Consider the following 16,476-nt stretch of genomic DNA (forward strand, 5'->3'; position numbering starts at 1 on the left):
TTATCTTTATCTTTTATCATCTGTACGGAAACGACTGATTTCAGCCAACAATTGATCAGCATGCTGCAGCAGTTCACTGGCTGCCTCTGAAATGTTGCTAATCGTTCGGGACTGCTCCTGCGTAGAGGAGGCCGCTTCTTCAGTTGACGCCGCACTTTCTTCTGCTACGGCCGCCAGCCCTGTCATGACCTCGGATACCTGATTAGCTCCTGATTGCAATTCCTCCATAGCGGAGCTTATAGCATTGATCGCATTAATAATGACGTCAACCGAGTGACGAATACGGGTGAAGGAGCCTGACGTCTCTTGAATCGACTCCAATTGGGAGGCACTGTTCAGACGGAACCTCTCCAACTCAGCCGAGCTCTGATTCCCTGCCTGATCAAGCTCACCCAACAACTGATTGATTCCACCGATGGATTGTGCCGATTGCTCAGCAAGCTTGCGCACTTCCCCCGCAACCACGGCAAAGCCCTTGCCATGCTCCCCGGCCCGTGCCGCTTCGATCGATGCATTCAAGGCTAACAAATTCGTCTGCGCCGCGATGTTCTTGATGCTTTCCGTAATCGATGAGATTTCAACAATTTTATTCAATAACAGCTCATTGGCAGCCTCGACCCTGCTCGTCGACTCCCGACTTGAATCCGACAACGCAATCAACCGTTCAAATGCTTCATTCCCACTGTCCATAGCTTGTGTGACGTCACCGACTACGGAACGCGTATGATCAGTCTGGCTGTAAATCTGGTTGATCGTTTCATTAATCTCGCCTATTCTCTCCGCACCCAGTTGAATGGAGCCTGCCTGCTCTGCCGCTCCCTTGGCAATCTCCTCAATAACGGTCGATACCTGCATGGCGATCTCATTACTTCCTGAGGCATCCTGAGACATCAATTGCGATGACGTCTGCACTTGTCGTGCAGAATGATCCACCTGCTTGATCAGGCCATTCAGGGAAGCTGACATCTCGTTGAAGGAGGCGCCTAGCTGCGCAATCTCATCCTTGCCCTTTATGGAGACTCGTACAGTAACATCCCCAGCAGCCAGCTTGGCAGCACTATCCCTCATTTCAATAAGAGGCTTAATGGTCCGATAGGACAAAAAGTACACAATGGCTATCATCAACAGCGAGAACAGAATCACGAAGATTATGACGAAGTTTCTGACGTTGGTATACTCTGCAAAAGCCGCAGCCTTCGAGATCGAAGTAGCTATAACCCAGTTCGTCTGTGGGACCTTCTCGAAATAGATTAGCTGACGATCGTTATTATAGGTATACTCCGACATACCACTTGGGTCACGCAGCATCGCTTGTACAATATCCTTATAGTCTTCCTGCTCGACTAGAGGAGTATTGAGCAAGGATTCGTCAGGATGGGAGAGAACCACACCAGCGGTATCCAGCAAGAAGCTGAAGCTATGCTCCGTGTTCAACGCATTCACTTCATCCTTAATGGAGGTCAAGGAAATATTCTCCGAAATGGCTCCTTGGAATTGGCCGTTCTCGTCATGCAACGGAACCCCGATGAATATGGATTGCACACCTGCCTGCGTCACATAAGCATCACTGATCGTAAGCTGATCAGAAGCCTTGATGGCCTTGTACCATGGACGCTCCCGAGCATCGAATGAAGCATCAGGAATGAAGCCGGCACCATCCATATAGGTTCCATCCTCTAGCCCGAAATAGATCGTAGCGATATCCTCATTGTTCGTAGGCAATTGATAGGCCTGCAGGTGCTCTAATGTAATATCATGAAGCGGAGTTGTATTCTGAATTGTCGTACCCAGGGTCTCGACGACCTTCGCCTGCGCAAGTGCCCAGCCATTAATATTGGCTGATGCCTTCTGTACAGTACCTTGCAATTCAAAATGTACGGCCCTCGTCGCTTCCTTCTCAATGTTGATCAAAGAGACCACGGATAGTGGAATCGACAGCAGGATACACATGGAAAGGACCATCAGAAGGATTTTTATCTTGAGTGTGGACATATGAATTCCCCTTATTCTGTTGTGATGTTGTTATGTTTTATTATGGCTATGCTTTTTATATCGGTACTAGCGTGCTGGAGGAATAGCGTAATAAGCGGTTCGGAATAGACTTTTTTTATGCATATTTTTCCCAGTGCACTAACAACGAGGCAGGCTCATGAGGCTAACACGAAGGCAAACTCCAATATTGAAAACAGTGAATATTTCATGAATAATGTTATATTTCAGTAAAGTTTCAGCTGAACATATGAAAATCCCCCTCCACCTTTCCGATAAATGTGAAGTGGTACATACCTTCTTATATAAAACGACAACGACATTATTGAAAGAAACGAGGGCACACGTACATGAAAAAAACACACGGTAAAATGCTGCTGCTGATCTTCAAGCTTGCTCTAGTCATGCTGCTCCTGTCGGCATGCACAGCACCTGGTGGTGAAGCAGGCAAGGACGGCAAGGATGGGCGAATTACCGTCGGCATCGTCCTGACTGATGTAGGACTGGGGGATCGTTCCTTCAACGACGCTGCATTTGAAGGTCTGGCGCAGGAACGCAATGAGAACAGTATTATTTTTGATTATAGAGAGCCTGGGAAGGGAATGACGACAGAAGAGGCCTTCGAGCATTTTGCCCAAGACAAGGTAGATCTCATTATCGGACTCAGTGATACCGTTAAGGTGGATCTGGAGAAGGTTGCAGAGCGATATCCCGAGCAGACCTTTCTAATTGTAGATAGTCAATCCGAGCTTCCTAATGTGCACTCCATTTTGTTCAAAGCCGAAGACGGTAGCTTCCTGGCCGGCATAATTGCAGGCTTCGCTACCAAGGCAGACAAGGTCGGCTTCCTGGGTGGCATGGACATCCCGGTTCTGCGTGATTTCCAGCAGGGCTTCGAGCAAGGGGTACAGGCTGTGAATCCTGATGCCAGCGTCGAGGCTGTCTATGCAGGTGATTTCGGTAACTCAGAGCTTGGAGCAGAGCTCGCTTCACAGATGATTAACGAGCAAGGTACAGATGTCATCTATGTAGCTGCGGGGCTTACTGGCGTCGGAGCCCTTTCGGAAATTCAGGATTTGCGCAAGCACGCTATAGGAGTGGACACGGATCAATTTTTCCTCGCGGAAAAAGCAATCCTGACGTCGATGCTCAAAAATGTCGATGTCGCCATGCGAAATGCCGTTGATACCTTCAAGAGCAATAACAATAGCTTCCCTGACAAGGTGATGGTCTATGGCATGGCTGAGAATGGCGTGGGACTCACGGAGCTTCACAACATTGAGCTGACGGATGCACAGGAGCAGCAGTTCGAGGACCTGAAGGCCAAGCTCGCTTCTGGTGAAGTGAAGGTGAACTTACAGAAGTAATGCAGCATTGTCCACGGAAGACTAATCACAATCAGAGATAGGAGCACATCCATGAAGCTACAAGGCAAACTAATCAGCTACGCTCTAATTACGCTGCTAGCCTCCCTGATGCTGGTGGCCTACATCATATTTCAATTGCTCGGTATGAACGCGGGGAACCAGAATCTCGTGCCTGCCATGCTGAAGGTATCCGAGCTGAATGCCAACCAGATGCAGGTACAGCAGGCTCTAGACGTCTATTCCACCTCGATGTCGGCAGCGAATCAGAACGCTGTAGCACAGCTACTAGAGGAAGGCCAGCAGATTTCCGACCAGCTCGCGACGAGTCTCATACATGATGAACGTCAGATGAGCCTGATTAGCTCCATTCAGGAGAAAATGACAGAGCTGTCTGCGGGGGCCACCCAAGCGATGACGGAGATGAATAGCTCGGAAGCCAAGCGTTATAGCTCCCGGGTCAAAGGCATTCAGAACGATATCTACATGCTGAATGAGCTGACTCGTGAACAATATGATACCTTCACCGCTACATTGGAGAACGACATCCAGAACACCTGGAAGCTCGCGCTTGCAGGCGCACTCGTCCTTCTCATTGCAAGCACGTTGTTCAACATCTATACTTCGCGCAAGCTGGCTGGACGTATTCAGACACTAAAGGATGCCGCCAGCCGGATTGCCCAAGGCGACCTGAAGGTACAGCTCCCACCTGCACAGGGTAAGGATGAATTGGCTGAGCTGAACGTCTCCTTCCGTCAGATGATCGACAGCATACGCCAGATGATCCAATCCATCAGTGCGGCCGGATATCGCGTGGATTCGATGGCTCAGGATATTGATCGTGGCAATGAGACCATGCAGGCCATCGTACAGCAGGTGACACGCACGACAGAAGAGCTCTCTCAGGGCAGCCAGAAGATTGCGGAGGATCTGAGCGAGACGGTGACGGTCGTGGATCGCATGCAGCAGACCTTCCAGAGCAATCTGCAGGCTACCACCGAATCCGTAGATTATGGTAATGAGGTATTAGGCACCGTAACTGCAGGCCGCACGGTCATGCAGGAACAGCAGCGGCTGAGTGAGGTCAATCGCAGGGCAATGGTTGAGATGGAGCAGACCTTCCAGGAGCTGGAGGGCAGTACGGTTCGGATCAAGGAAATGACAGCCTTCGTATCCGACATAGCTGCCCAGACGACACTCCTATCACTCAATGCTTCGATTGAAGCCGCACGTGCCGGTGAGGCTGGACGTGGATTCACCGTCGTCGCCAGTGAGGTGAAGAAGCTTGCTGAGCAATCGGAGCAATCCGTACAGCATATCTACACAGCTATTACGGAGATCACAGCCGCCATGGACAAGGTGAAGCAGTCGGTAACGAATAGCATCACTCTATCCTCGGAGCAGGAAGCGGCTACTGAGCAGACAGGACAGACCTTCTCCTCGATCGGCGACAGCGTCGAGCGAATCAGTCTGCAAATCCGGAACGTAGCGGAGGAGATGCAGCAATCGCATGAGCTCAGCATTCTGGTACAGACGGCTATTGAGAATATCAGTGCCATTACGGAGCAGTCTGCCGCCAGCAGTGAAGAGATTACGGCATCTGCAGCCGAGCAGCAGCGGTCCTTCGAGGAAGCCTCCGGCAAGGTTAAGGAGCTCCGGGATATCAGTGCCGAGATGCACCGTCAGTTGGAGCGTTTCCAGCTGTAGCTAGGGTATCTCTGCTTATATAGACAACTAAGATAATCAGCACAATAGGGGAGGTTCGTATCCCCCTATCGCTGTTATTGGTTTCTCATAGCCCTTTGGCCTTCAAGCATTTGGAGACCAAGGGGCTTTTTTGCGTGCAAGAGTTGCAACTTGTGATGCAGCTTGTGATATTCCATGCCCATCTCCATCTCCGAAACAAGGATTGTAATCACATGATACAAGCACTCAGATTCCATTATCGCTTGACCTGGGTCCTCTCTTCAGCGGCCTTCAAGGACTACAATGAAGTTGTTCTTACATTTCACTCAGGAGGTCATCGCTATATGAAACCAGGATTTGAGATCAGCAAGGATATCTATTGGGTCGGGAAAATTGATGATCGTGAGGTGCCATTCCATCGACTGCTGCTGACGAAGGGCACAACCTATAATTCTTATTTACTGAAGACAGGAAAGCCTACCGTAATCGACACGGTGGACATGGAATTCGGCAGAGAATTCGCTGAGCATATTACAGGACTTATCGATCCCCTCGATATCCAATACATTGTCATCAATCATACGGAGCCGGATCACTCGGGTGGGCTAGCTGCACTGGCTGCTCGGGCCGTCAATGCCACGATCGTCTGCACCGAGGTCGCCGTACCCGAGATTCAACAAATGTACAAGCTACAGCACCGTTCCTATCTGGTTGTCAAGGATGGAGACACGCTCGACATTGGTGGGAAGACACTCCTGTTCAAGGAGACCCCTTACCTCCATACCGAGGAAACGATGATTACCTACTGTCTGGAGGATAAGATCCTGTTCCCCTGCGATATTTTCAGTACACACGTAGCGGTAAACAGCCTGTTCGCCGACGAAGCCGGATTTGATGTCACAGAAGACTTCATTGGTTACTACAAGGCCATCATTCACCCACACAGAAGATATGTTCGGACACTGATTGAGGCCGTCAAGGATCTGGATATCCAGATGATTGCCCCTTCACACGGGTATATCCTGCGCCACAATATTAATAACTTCATCTCCTTGTATGCAGACATGAGCACAGAGACGACAGAGGACAAGAAGGTCGCTATCGTATATACGACGCTCAAGAACAACACCAAGAAGATTGCCAATATGCTAAAGGACACCTTCGAGCACAATCAGATCCGTGTCGAGCTGTGGGACATCGACAAGGCGAATGAGCAGGATGTACTGAATAGCATTGCAGCCGCTGACGCCGTATGGATCGGCAGCTCCACCAAGTATGCAGACATGACCGGCAAGCTGGAGAGTCTCCTGAAGCAGCTCGCGGATATGAATCTGGAAGGCAAGCTTGCGGCAGCCTTTGGCTCTTACGGATGGAGCGGCGAGGCGATTGAAGTCGTGCAGGATTACTTGAATGCCACCAATATGGACGTACAGAGCACCTCCAATGTCATCAAGACAACCGGTATGACCCATGTAGAGTTCCCGGTTCGCGTACGGTTTGCCCCCAATGATGAGGTGAAGGTACAAAAAATCAAGCATGCAGCCAACTTCGTGTCGGATCTGCTGCTGAGCGCCATCTGAGGTCATACGTCAATCACAGGCAATACAGAAATGCAGAAATACAGAAATACAAAAATACAAGCAAGATACAAAATAGCTGTGGGCCATACGGAAGGAGAAGTAATTATGTCCGAGCAACATTTCGTCATTGTCGGAGGAGGAGTGGCTGGTATCTGTGCCGCGAAGGCGATTCGTGATCGACTCGCGGAGGCTACCATTTCGATCTACGGCAATGAATCCGGTCTTCCTTATAACCGGGTCAAATTGTCCAAAGGGTTATTTACCGATCTGCATAGCGACAAGGTCCTCATTAAAAAGGAAAAATGGTTCCGCGATAACCAGATCGCTTATTATCCCGAGACGCCTATTATTTCCATCGACCCACTAAGCAACACGATCCTGACCGGGCAGGAAGAGCATGTGAAATACGACAAGCTCCTCCTCTGTACCGGTGCCACGAACCGGACGTTAGCGCTGGAGGGGGCGTCCCTGTCCCAAGTGCATCATATCCGCACCCGAAATGATGCAGATCAGCTAAAGCAGTCCTTGCATAGCGGAGATTCCGTATGTGTGATCGGGGGCGGTATCCAGGGAGTAGAGACCGCTTGGGCTTTGATTCAAGCAGGCCATCCCGTGACGATTATAGAGCAAGCTCCACGACTGATGGCTCGTCAATTGGATGAGCAAGCTAGTACACTGCTGGCAGAGCGTATTCAGACAACTGGCAACGAGGTCAGACTGGGGCAAGCCGTACGAAGCATTGTAGGCATGGACTCGGTAGAGGGGGTGGAGCTAGCGGATGGCTCAATTGTGCCGTGCGTGCATGTCGTGTATTCGATTGGCGTAGTTCCCAATGCAGAGCTGGCACGACAGAGCGGCCTTGAAGTGAATACAGGCATTCTCGTGAATGAGCAGATGCAGACTAGTGCACAAAATATCTATGCCGCAGGCGATGCAGCAGAGTGTCAGGGGAAGGTAGAGGGCTTGTGGAATAGTGCCATGGAGCAGGGAAGAGTTGCTGGTACGAATATGGCTGATGACATGGCTGTCTACGCAAGACCCATTCCCATGACAGTGTCGGGCGCCTTTGATATGCCGCTCGTCTCCATTGGACAAGTGGATGAGCAGGAGTGTGATCATAGTGGACGCCGCTCGGATACAGAGACATATACTCGTGTGTTTGTGAGGGATGGCTCGATTTGCGGGGCAATCATTTTCGATAATGTAAGTGCAGCTTTGCCTTATAAGACAGCCATAGAGCAAGGTCTAAGTCTTGAGGAAGCTGGGTTACAGGTGCATTCCATCTAGTCTATTTGATGTTAAGTGCGCTGATATCAGATTCCGTTATTGATTAAGTTACGTAATAGATCGAGTTTCATAATTGATTGAGTTATGTAGTAGGGCGAGTACAATCAAAGAAGGAGATGTTATATATGAAAAAGTATATTTGTCAGCCTTGCGGTTATATCTATGATCCGGCTGTAGGTGATCCTGATGAGGATATCGTGCCTGGTACAGCCTTCGAGGATCTCCCCGAGGATTGGGTATGTCCCGTGTGCGGCGATGACCAGAGTCACTTCCTGCCGCTTGAGCAATAGGGTCAGATGTAATGGCTAGCGCTCATATCATGAAAGCCACACGTGATTTCCATAATAGGAAAAATAGCTCCTGAACAGCTTCTGTATTCCCCGCTTCTCTCTGTTACCACATACCGAGAAACGGGGAACCCTTCCTATTCACGATTTAGTCTACATACGCATTCAGTCTCTGCATATCACGGATCGCAATCTCTCTGGTGCCGTTGATCTCAATGATGCCGTCCTGCTCGAATTTCCTGAATTTACGGCTGATCGTTTCCCGTGTGACCCCTACATAGTTGGCCATCTCCTCCCGTGACAACGGCAGGTGAATGATGAGCTTATCTCGATCAGGACGGCCATATTTATGACCGAGCTCCAAAATCATATAGGCAATACGTATTTCGGGATCGTTCGTAGCCAGACTTTGAGCCAGATTCTCGGTGGCTGCGAGCCGTCTTGTAATACTTTGGAGCAGCTTGAAGGAGATATCCGGATTCTCCTGAATGATCTGCTGCATGTCGCTTTTGGTCAACAAGCAAATATCCGTGTCTTCCAGCGCATAGGCGCTAAAATTGCTGGTCTCCTCGCTGTTGAATATACTTAGCTCCCCGAAGAAATCCCCTGTGGACAGCACCCGCAGAATCTGCTCCTTGCCCAGTGCAGTAATTTTCAGAAGCTTAACATAGCCCTTCCTAACGATAAACAGCGTCTCCGAAGGCTGCTCCTCCAGAATGAGTGCATTGCCCTTTTTATATTTACGATGCTTGACCATCTTGCTAATCTTGCCAAGGTCTTCATCTGTCAATGATGCAAAAATCGGAACCTTACGTGTACACAGTGCGTCACTGCAATGCTGGCAGCTATCCATGGGTCAGCTCTCCTTTCTATCCAATAACAAAAAGCAACCCGACCGGGTTAACCCGAAAGGCGGTTGCCTGAATTCTCGCTGTCCATGTAACATAACACAACAAGGAGAGGACGTATTTGATCTCGATCACAAACGTAGAAATAATTCTCTCTACCTGTCAATTCTCACGAAAATACAGGAATCCACAGTGGGCTCTAGAAGTATTAATATTGGTCCTTTAAAATCGCACCTATAAGACTTGATATAATTGATCTTCGTTAATTCATTCGTTGAGGTGATTGAATAATGGTAAGAAGGCTTAGTTGGCTTGCACTTATCTTAGTCTTAATCTTAATTACGATATCGTTGTACTCGCTCTATTCCAGTATGTATAATCAGTGGGTCATCACCCCACCTAACTACGTGACTCTTATTTCTTCTACTCTAGTTTTCCTTGCGTCCATCCTCAGTTTTCAAGATACCTCCAGCCGATTCGCAAGGTTAAGGAGCTGGTTATCCACCATTCTTTCGTTCCTACTACTATTCGCTTTACTCATTGTGGTCTCATTCACGAACATGTTCTCAGGACACAAAGAGCTGATGACCACTTCGTTGTCCCCAGATCGGGCATATACCATACATATCTATAAAATGGACGCTGGCGCTATGGGCTCCTATGGGATTCTAGCCGAACAACAAGGGCCACTTTGGTTCAAGAAGCATCTCCATTATGAGAGAGGGCAAGATCAGGTGAATGTGGAATGGGAGAATAACCACACGATCCGGATTAATAGTCAACGGATTGATTTGCAGAACGACCCTCGTTGACGTCGTCTTTTTTGTTCAATCAGGATTCGCTTCATTGGAGTGTGTGAGACAATCCTGATTGAACAAGTTGTATTTATGGCTGAGCTGCTCCACATGCGCTGACTTTAATATTCCCCTTTAATGACAAAAAATGAGCCTCGAATCGTTCCTGCAAGCTTGGACTTTTGCCGAGCAAATTTAAATTTGCCCTCTAGCTCCTTGGGGATTTCCATCCCCTCAGACAGCTTAAAACCAACGGCACGCTTCTTGGACTCGTCCACCGTATACAAGACGTTAACTTCAAGACCGTCCTCAAAAAAGACATAAGCCCAGTCGATATTTTCTACTTGAAAGCGCGACGTCTCTAAGGGACGAGCAGCAAATTCAATATCACGTTCTTTTTTCAAAATCTGATTCACATAATCAAGGGTATCTTGGGATTCGCTCGCTGGTACGACCGTAAATTCATGCTTATATTTATTCATAAAGTAACGAGCTTCATTAGCACGCAGACCAGCTAACGCTTCAGCTACTGGTGAAGACTCCAGACCAACCGTAGACACATTCTTGAAATCAACAATATAGGGCATCTTCATCCCACCTATTATTTTTTGAAGTGTTATTTCTTAACGACCGGAATCCACATTTCACCATACACCAATCCATTTCGCTCTCCCATCTGCACGGCTGCATTGGGCCCACCAACATAGGCAACATCCTTCGCTCCAGGTAAGACCTGACTAAAGGCAATACCCGAGAGCTGATTGCTTAACTCTTCTGTTGTCTGCGCTTCCCCTCTCACCACTACGTAGTACCCCTTGGGAAATTGGATAACTCTTGATTCCTCTTCGGGCAGGGTGGCCTCTGACATGACACCAGCATAGTGCATCATCTTGTTATTCACGGCCTCATTCACAACAAACACGTAGTCATTTGTAGCTATAGCTTTTAAAGTAGCGAGCCTTCCATCCTGCTGGACGGCATGCCAGAAGTCTGACTTTTCCTTGTTAATGCCTGCATAATCTGTGTAATTGCTCTTAAGCTCTGTACCCAGACCAACAACGATAAAGCTGTCTTTTTTTTCTAAAGTATACTCCGCCATATTTAATACCTACCTCTTCATTAGATTGATCAAATGAGTTTGTATTTTCACTTGATGGTCTTATAATAGCCTTAAACCATGTCAAAAAGTGATACTATTTAGGGAGGCCGCATGAAAAAAGTTGAACGAATTAATACCATGATGCGGTATATCAATAATCGTGCCCATTTTACCATTTCTGAAATCATGCTCGAATTCAACATTTCACGTTCGACAGCGATTAGGGATGTCAGAGAAATTGAAGCGATGGGAGTGCCACTTGTCGCTGAGGTAGGAAGGGATGGGGGTTATTTTGTGATGAACAACTCCGTCTTGCCTAACGTTCAATTTACCGATCATGAGATCAAAGCTCTCTTTATTGCTTTTATGGCCACGAGAAATCAACAGCTCCCCTATTTGAAGAGTCGTCAATCTTTGGCCGAAAAGTTACTTGGCCTCCTGTCAGACCATCAGCAGGATGATCTGGTGCTGTTAAATCAAATTCTGCTGTTCGAAGGGACCAATCCTAACAATCCCGATCTTCTGGACTTGTCCGATCTTCCCCACCCTATGTTAGACAAACTCATTCGAGTCCTGCTTGTAGACCATTATTTGTTGATTTCCATTCAGGATGAGAAGCGAATAAGGTCTTATCCCATCTACCTCTTGCGTTTGTATCGTGAGAAAAGTCTGTGGTTCATTGAAGGCTATGACCTACATGAGGAGAAGAGACGGATGATTCCTGTCGACAACCTTACAGATGTTGAACCATACCGTGCGAAAAATAGAATAAGTAAGAAGAAGATTCTAGAGAAACTAAATAAAGAGAAAGCGGCAACTAATCTTGTCCTGGAGCTTGGTCCAGCAGCGATTGCCCAGTTCAAAAAGTATCATCCCTTAAAGGTATCCCTATTCTATACGAATCCTTACCAGACTACAGCCACTCTAGAGACGTTCATCCCTGTCCATCATCCCGAAGAATTAAGCGAATGGACCAGTTGGCTACTTTTCTTGGGTAACGATATGAAGATCAGAGAGGCACCAGAGGAAATTTTAAAGGACCTGCAGGAACGATTGAATTTATTCCGCTCGTAACCCGTGCTTGCTACACTTGAAATATAGCTTCGGGTGCCACACTCCGAACATTTGTACAGCTCAAGAATCACGAATCACGGACATATAGAAACCCGCCTATAGCCCTAGAAGTAATAAGAGCTCCCGCAGGGCCAAGCTTATCCTTCAGCCGAGCTATGAACTTCGGAATCCCCTCGGGCTTGATATACCCTCCCCATATGTAATCCGCCAGCTCATACTTGGTCACTACTTCTCCCTCATGATCCAGAAAATACTGCAAGAGCTTCGCCTGCTTCTCTGTTAAATCCCTCTTCACTCCATCAGACTGCACCCACAGCTGTTCGGGGTGGTACCACGTATCTCGTCCAATCTCCACGAGCACAGGTACGGGTATGGTATCGTTATTCTCACTTGCTGTATGTACTGAACAGGCCAATTGAGTCAGGACCTGACCCCAATGACTATCACTTTCCTGTAGGTGCTGATAATCAGGCGCCTTTAGAATGCCACTTATGCCAAGCTGCTCGATATGCTCTTCTTCGCTCTTGGTCATTTCTTTATAAGTCGCCAAGTATACTTTGGGCCCACATGCTAAAACTTCATGAAGCTTCTTCGTATCCTCCTCATAGATCTGCGTTGCTCCCACGATCACATAGCTATAGCTCTTACATACCGAAGAATTCAAACTTTCAATTGGATATATAGAGAAAGGAACTTTCGCCAACAGATACTTGAAAAACTGAATTATGCTTTCCTCATCCGTAAATAGAGCAACATTCATCACGGCCTCTCCTCCATATTCGTGACAAACCACGTGTGGTTGAGTTCACTATCAGCTATATTAATCTCTATTTTGTATTCACATGACAACATCTGTGGGCTTACTAATTTAGACATATATACGGAGCTCTTCTATCTTCTACTAGGGGAACGAGGATTAAGACTGCTTCAGACCCTTCACTCTATAATACTGATTAATCAATTCATCGAGCCGCATGGACTGAATCAGCACGCATTCATCACGCATACCGAACAGTGACTGGAGCTTATGCAATTGCCGCCGTTCCTTCTCGATCTGAGATAGGATGCCTGTCATCATGGCCTCATCCCTCCTTGTTAGCCTTCAAGGTAAGGGGTTATGAAAAAAATAAGCCTCTCTATATTTTTGGAAAATATTGTGTCCTTGGTATGTCCTCGATTTGTCCTTAAGTTGCTGTCAGTATGCTCTCGCTTTGCCCAAAGGATTTATCATTCTTTTTCAGAAATATAAACTAGAAAATGATTCATGAACTGGATGTCATTTTCACAAATAGTGAAAGGAGGACTTAGATTGCTTTCAAATACGAACTAGCAACAAGAATAACACAATAAGCAAATACAAAAATAATCAGGAGATGATCGCGTGAAAAAACTGTTAAAGAATGTTTCATGTTTGGCTCTCGTATTTGCAATGTTTATCGGGTTCTACCCAACTGCTACTCAAGCTAACGAAAGTCAGACGCCACCTTCTGTAGCTATCACTCAAGAAGCTGTCATTGATGTTAATCTCGACTCGTTGGATTTGAGTAAACCTTATACGAAAATAAAAGAATATAAAGATGCAGAAGGTAATCCATACACCCTAGAGATGAAATTTACACCTAATACAATAGCTCCCCAAGCAGGATCATCTACAAATCCTGCCAGCGTAGGCACGTGGACCTCTTCTTATGATAATGGGATCATTAGTCATAGCTATCAATTTGATTTATCCAAGTCAGGTGCTCAGTGGGTAATATCCAACGCTCGTAATCACGCATACACTGGTATATTTATATCATTCAGAAACCCACGCTTGTATATCTCTCGCGCTACATCTACAGCAAGTTTTCCAGCGGAAGTTAATGCATCCGTTGAAATGACATTATTTGATAATCAGTGGGTTAAGATTTATGATGGGCAGGGGGTTATGTATACCCAAGTTACTAGTGGTGGAACAATGACACTTCATTGGGATTAAAGCTTATACCAATGCGGAGAATTACCTACCTTGTGCCCCTTTGGAGCATTTGACCAAAGGGGCATTTTATTTCATATAATATATTTAGTTATGTTATATATTTCTAGAAAAACATCATAAAATGAAATCAAGGTTTACTATATTAAGTAGTCAATTAATGAAAGGGGCTGTTTCCAATGTTTGATAGTGCTTCGCTTGCAGTCATAATTGGCATGATTTTATTCTTAGCCGTATTTACTTATTTGTTTATCATTATCAGAAAATGGATGAAAAATCGCAAAAACTGAATTAATCAGTGCAATAGGTTGTTAAATGGTACGAATAATCATCGATAATCTCTCGTTCGCAAACCTAGCATGAAAATGGTAGCAAAGGTTTGTACCAGAAAGAAGCACTCCTTACTTATAGAGTTTGTTACTTTTGGGGTGGAGTTACCCGTCAAATAAACCGTAGGGGCCGGCTCTCTGCACAAACCGCCGCAGCCCGGAAAAACCTTTTTCCGAGGACTGCGAACAGAAAATGCTAATGATCGAATCATTTCTGATTCTCAAATGGAAGCTCAAAACATGGATGTACTACTGAAGAACTGTGTAGGCACGGATGTTCATCAGAAAACGATTGTCATGTGGAAGGCAACATACTAATCGAGGTTCGTACGTTCGGTACACTAACCAAGCAATTGTCCGATATGCTCGGGTGGCTTGAGTTCAAGCCTATTACTCATTTGGCTATTGAAATCAACTGAAAACCTGGTTATTTCAGATGTGTTCGGCATATCGGACTTAACTTGATGAGTCGTCTGGTCAGTCAGGGTTATGTGGATGTTGAAGATGTGGAAGCGTGTAGGCAATCTTATGAAAGAATGGCCTTATGCGAAGTTGACAATCTGACCCATTTCAATTGTTCGTATTCGTAGCCCTTCATTAATGAAAAAGCCGGGCACTGAGAGAAGGGATGTTGCTGTTCTCCTGAGAGAAAGCGGCGCATTGACCGATTTAAAGCCTTTTAGTATAAAACATACATGAGTTTCAAGAAATGCTGGATGCTTACCAGTCCGAGGTTGATGCGAGCAATGCCGATGTCGATCCTTCTGAGTCAAGATCAGGCGGGAGTTTGGCAAACATCTCGTCATCTATACCGAAGGCTAGCACCATTGCAATACTGTCTTCCACCGAGGTTGGCATTGTTGCGGGCACGTTACTGATTATTAGAAGGAAAAAGGGACTCTCAAATGGACAATAATAATTCCAACTACATAATAGCTATTAACGAAGGAGGTAAGCGGTTGGGTACTTCACTCTTCTCCGCCTATTCTTATCCACTTCACATTATCATGAGTCACTATTTTGTTAACAATAAGACTTATGAATATAGCACCGATCTGTACATTGAACCAAGTGATCTACACAGACTTAATATAACAAGCTATCAAAGTTTGTTTAACGAGGTTCAAATTCACAAGCACGAGGACTGCTATCAGATCAGTCTTATTAATCTGAGGCAAGAGATCAGGCAGATCATTCAAGACCTGTTACGCTCAAGACAGTTACCACAAGAATATGTGTATTGGGCTAAGTTATTTTCACAGTTTGATAAATTAGAGGACTATGATCCTTTTGACGACAGATACACAGATATCGTTATTTATGACAGAGTACAGGCTGATCGAGGGCACACACCCATTTCCAGCAATATAGGCAATCCTCTTATTAAACTGCTTTTGTTGAATTATTGGGTGAGACAGGAGAACGGGACTGATTTCGTATATTTCACTACGCCCTTGTGTGTGCTGGATGATGAGCTAGTTATGAATATTGTTCAGTATTTCCAATCGAGCTTTGATAGGATATCTGTTACCGCCTTGACCAAGCACGATCAGGTATGGTTTACCTCTATCAAATTACAAAACCCGAGATTCGATCTTCGAGCCACCGCTGGACTTACACGTATATCATTACTAGATTTATTGTTACTTGAAAGCCATAAATTTAATCCTTTGATGTGAAATGCAATTCTTTGTTCTCATCTGCTAGGGACCGAATTTCAATATTATAAAATTATTTAAAACGGAATGCTACACTTCGCTTGTTATCTGCTTTTTTTAGCCAGTGTCTGATGCCTTTTCCGGCATAAGGTTCATCACTAAAACGTGGAATAACATGTAGGTGTGAATGCATGATATGCTGACCTCCCACGGCATTACAGTTCCAGCCAATATTGTATCCTTCAGGCTGAAGTTTTTCATCCAAGATAGATTTTACTTCTAGTAATAATGAGTATGTTGCAGACCATTCTTCTTCTGTTAGGTCAAATACTGTTTCACGATGTTTAATAGGAACTATGAGTCCTGAACCAATTAAAACTTCTTGTGGAGTTTGCAGGAAAATACAATGTTCATTTTGCATTATTACTTGTTGCTGCTCCACCAAGTCAAGATTACACAAAGGACATTCCTTCATTCCAAAAACCACCTTCCATCAAACATAAGCT

General features: G+C 46.0%; 16 protein-coding genes. 9 read left to right on the forward strand and 7 right to left on the reverse strand.

Annotated elements, in window-relative coordinates; genetic code table 11:
* Nucleotides 1–6: 6 nt before the first annotated feature.
* On the reverse strand, nt 7–1,992 hold the full coding sequence (locus tag K331_RS0107910; protein ID WP_028589865.1) for a methyl-accepting chemotaxis protein: 1,986 nt from the start codon (nt 1,990–1,992) through the stop codon (nt 7–9).
* A gap of 347 nt (nt 1,993–2,339) precedes the next feature.
* Here K331_RS0107910 and K331_RS0107915 point away from each other — a divergent pair, with 347 nt between their 5' ends.
* The 5 genes from K331_RS0107915 (at nt 2,340) to rd (ending at nt 8,196) form a co-directional block, all read left to right on the forward strand.
* A complete protein-coding gene (locus K331_RS0107915; RefSeq protein WP_028589866.1) occupies nt 2,340–3,356 on the forward strand; it encodes a BMP family lipoprotein in 1,017 nt (338 codons plus the stop codon).
* 51 nt (nt 3,357–3,407) lie between these two features.
* A complete protein-coding gene (locus K331_RS0107920) occupies nt 3,408–5,060 on the forward strand; it encodes a methyl-accepting chemotaxis protein (RefSeq protein ID WP_028589867.1) in 1,653 nt (550 codons plus the stop codon).
* A 323-nt stretch (nt 5,061–5,383) separates the two neighbouring features.
* Nucleotides 5,384–6,619, forward strand: a complete 1,236-nt coding sequence (locus K331_RS0107930) for an FprA family A-type flavoprotein (RefSeq protein WP_028589868.1) — start codon at nt 5,384–5,386, stop codon at nt 6,617–6,619.
* 105 nt (nt 6,620–6,724) lie between these two features.
* Nucleotides 6,725–7,906, forward strand: a complete 1,182-nt coding sequence (locus K331_RS0107935; protein WP_028589869.1) for an NAD(P)/FAD-dependent oxidoreductase — start codon at nt 6,725–6,727, stop codon at nt 7,904–7,906.
* 125 nt (nt 7,907–8,031) lie between these two features.
* The gene (gene rd / locus K331_RS0107940; RefSeq protein WP_028589870.1) at nt 8,032–8,196 is read left to right on the forward strand and encodes a rubredoxin; all 165 of its coding nucleotides are present in this window, start codon (nt 8,032–8,034) and stop codon (nt 8,194–8,196) included.
* A gap of 145 nt (nt 8,197–8,341) precedes the next feature.
* Here the strand turns inward: rd and K331_RS0107945 are convergent, their stop codons facing one another.
* On the reverse strand, nt 8,342–9,046 hold the full coding sequence (locus tag K331_RS0107945; RefSeq protein ID WP_018883972.1) for a Crp/Fnr family transcriptional regulator: 705 nt from the start codon (nt 9,044–9,046) through the stop codon (nt 8,342–8,344).
* A gap of 366 nt (nt 9,047–9,412) precedes the next feature.
* Here K331_RS0107945 and K331_RS32170 point away from each other — a divergent pair, with 366 nt between their 5' ends.
* Nucleotides 9,413–9,853, forward strand: a complete 441-nt coding sequence (locus tag K331_RS32170) for a DUF5412 family protein (protein ID WP_226383560.1) — start codon at nt 9,413–9,415, stop codon at nt 9,851–9,853.
* A gap of 104 nt (nt 9,854–9,957) precedes the next feature.
* Here the strand turns inward: K331_RS32170 and K331_RS0107955 are convergent, their stop codons facing one another.
* Both K331_RS0107955 and K331_RS0107960 read right to left on the reverse strand, forming a co-directional pair.
* A complete protein-coding gene (locus K331_RS0107955) occupies nt 9,958–10,422 on the reverse strand; it encodes a hypothetical protein (RefSeq protein ID WP_028589872.1) in 465 nt (154 codons plus the stop codon).
* 29 nt (nt 10,423–10,451) lie between these two features.
* Nucleotides 10,452–10,934, reverse strand: coding sequence for a GyrI-like domain-containing protein (locus K331_RS0107960; RefSeq protein ID WP_028589873.1), 483 nt, complete (start codon nt 10,932–10,934; stop codon nt 10,452–10,454).
* A 111-nt stretch (nt 10,935–11,045) separates the two neighbouring features.
* Between K331_RS0107960 and K331_RS0107965 the strand changes: the two genes are divergently transcribed.
* Nucleotides 11,046–12,008: a helix-turn-helix transcriptional regulator gene (locus K331_RS0107965; RefSeq protein WP_028589874.1), complete on the forward strand. Its 963-nt coding sequence runs from the start codon at nt 11,046–11,048 to the stop codon at nt 12,006–12,008.
* Between the two features lie 67 nt (nt 12,009–12,075).
* On the opposite strand, the gene K331_RS30920 is transcribed toward K331_RS0107965, so the two are convergent.
* Together K331_RS30920 and K331_RS31400 are read right to left on the reverse strand one after the other, a co-directional pair.
* The gene (locus tag K331_RS30920) at nt 12,076–12,768 is read right to left on the reverse strand and encodes a winged helix-turn-helix domain-containing protein (protein WP_028589875.1); all 693 of its coding nucleotides are present in this window, start codon (nt 12,766–12,768) and stop codon (nt 12,076–12,078) included.
* 156 nt (nt 12,769–12,924) lie between these two features.
* A complete protein-coding gene (locus tag K331_RS31400; protein WP_084165390.1) occupies nt 12,925–13,086 on the reverse strand; it encodes an aspartyl-phosphate phosphatase Spo0E family protein in 162 nt (53 codons plus the stop codon).
* Between the two features lie 303 nt (nt 13,087–13,389).
* Between K331_RS31400 and K331_RS0107980 the strand changes: the two genes are divergently transcribed.
* On the forward strand, nt 13,390–13,986 hold the full coding sequence (locus tag K331_RS0107980; RefSeq protein WP_028589876.1) for a hypothetical protein: 597 nt from the start codon (nt 13,390–13,392) through the stop codon (nt 13,984–13,986).
* A 1,285-nt stretch (nt 13,987–15,271) separates the two neighbouring features.
* Entirely contained in the window at nt 15,272–15,991 is a 720-nt protein-coding gene (locus K331_RS0107995; protein ID WP_028589878.1) for a hypothetical protein, read from the forward strand.
* Between the two features lie 52 nt (nt 15,992–16,043).
* Here the strand turns inward: K331_RS0107995 and K331_RS0108000 are convergent, their stop codons facing one another.
* Nucleotides 16,044–16,445, reverse strand: coding sequence for an HIT family protein (locus K331_RS0108000; RefSeq protein ID WP_028589879.1), 402 nt, complete (start codon nt 16,443–16,445; stop codon nt 16,044–16,046).
* Between the last annotated feature and the right edge of the window lie 31 nt (nt 16,446–16,476).

The organism is Paenibacillus massiliensis subsp. panacisoli DSM 21345 (genome assembly GCF_000426545.1).
Classification (GTDB): domain Bacteria; phylum Bacillota; class Bacilli; order Paenibacillales; family Paenibacillaceae; genus Paenibacillus; species Paenibacillus panacisoli.

Bases quoted from the DNA above. Each gene is read 5' to 3' on its own strand.
- K331_RS0107910 (WP_028589865.1), bottom strand. From the start codon at position 1,992: ATGTCCACACTCAAGATAAAAATCCTTCTGATGGTCCTTTCCATGTGT.
- K331_RS0107915 (WP_028589866.1), top strand. From the start codon at position 2,340: ATGAAAAAAACACACGGTAAAATGCTGCTGCTGATCTTCAAGCTTGCT.
- K331_RS0107920 (WP_028589867.1), top strand. From the start codon at position 3,408: ATGAAGCTACAAGGCAAACTAATCAGCTACGCTCTAATTACGCTGCTA.
- K331_RS0107930 (WP_028589868.1), top strand. From the start codon at position 5,384: ATGAAACCAGGATTTGAGATCAGCAAGGATATCTATTGGGTCGGGAAA.
- K331_RS0107935 (WP_028589869.1), top strand. From the start codon at position 6,725: ATGTCCGAGCAACATTTCGTCATTGTCGGAGGAGGAGTGGCTGGTATC.
- rd (WP_028589870.1), top strand. From the start codon at position 8,032: ATGAAAAAGTATATTTGTCAGCCTTGCGGTTATATCTATGATCCGGCT.
- K331_RS0107945 (WP_018883972.1), bottom strand. From the start codon at position 9,046: ATGGATAGCTGCCAGCATTGCAGTGACGCACTGTGTACACGTAAGGTT.
- K331_RS32170 (WP_226383560.1), top strand. From the start codon at position 9,413: ATGTATAATCAGTGGGTCATCACCCCACCTAACTACGTGACTCTTATT.
- K331_RS0107955 (WP_028589872.1), bottom strand. From the start codon at position 10,422: ATGCCCTATATTGTTGATTTCAAGAATGTGTCTACGGTTGGTCTGGAG.
- K331_RS0107960 (WP_028589873.1), bottom strand. From the start codon at position 10,934: ATGGCGGAGTATACTTTAGAAAAAAAAGACAGCTTTATCGTTGTTGGT.
- K331_RS0107965 (WP_028589874.1), top strand. From the start codon at position 11,046: ATGAAAAAAGTTGAACGAATTAATACCATGATGCGGTATATCAATAAT.
- K331_RS30920 (WP_028589875.1), bottom strand. From the start codon at position 12,768: ATGAATGTTGCTCTATTTACGGATGAGGAAAGCATAATTCAGTTTTTC.
- K331_RS31400 (WP_084165390.1), bottom strand. From the start codon at position 13,086: ATGATGACAGGCATCCTATCTCAGATCGAGAAGGAACGGCGGCAATTG.
- K331_RS0108000 (WP_028589879.1), bottom strand. From the start codon at position 16,445: ATGAAGGAATGTCCTTTGTGTAATCTTGACTTGGTGGAGCAGCAACAA.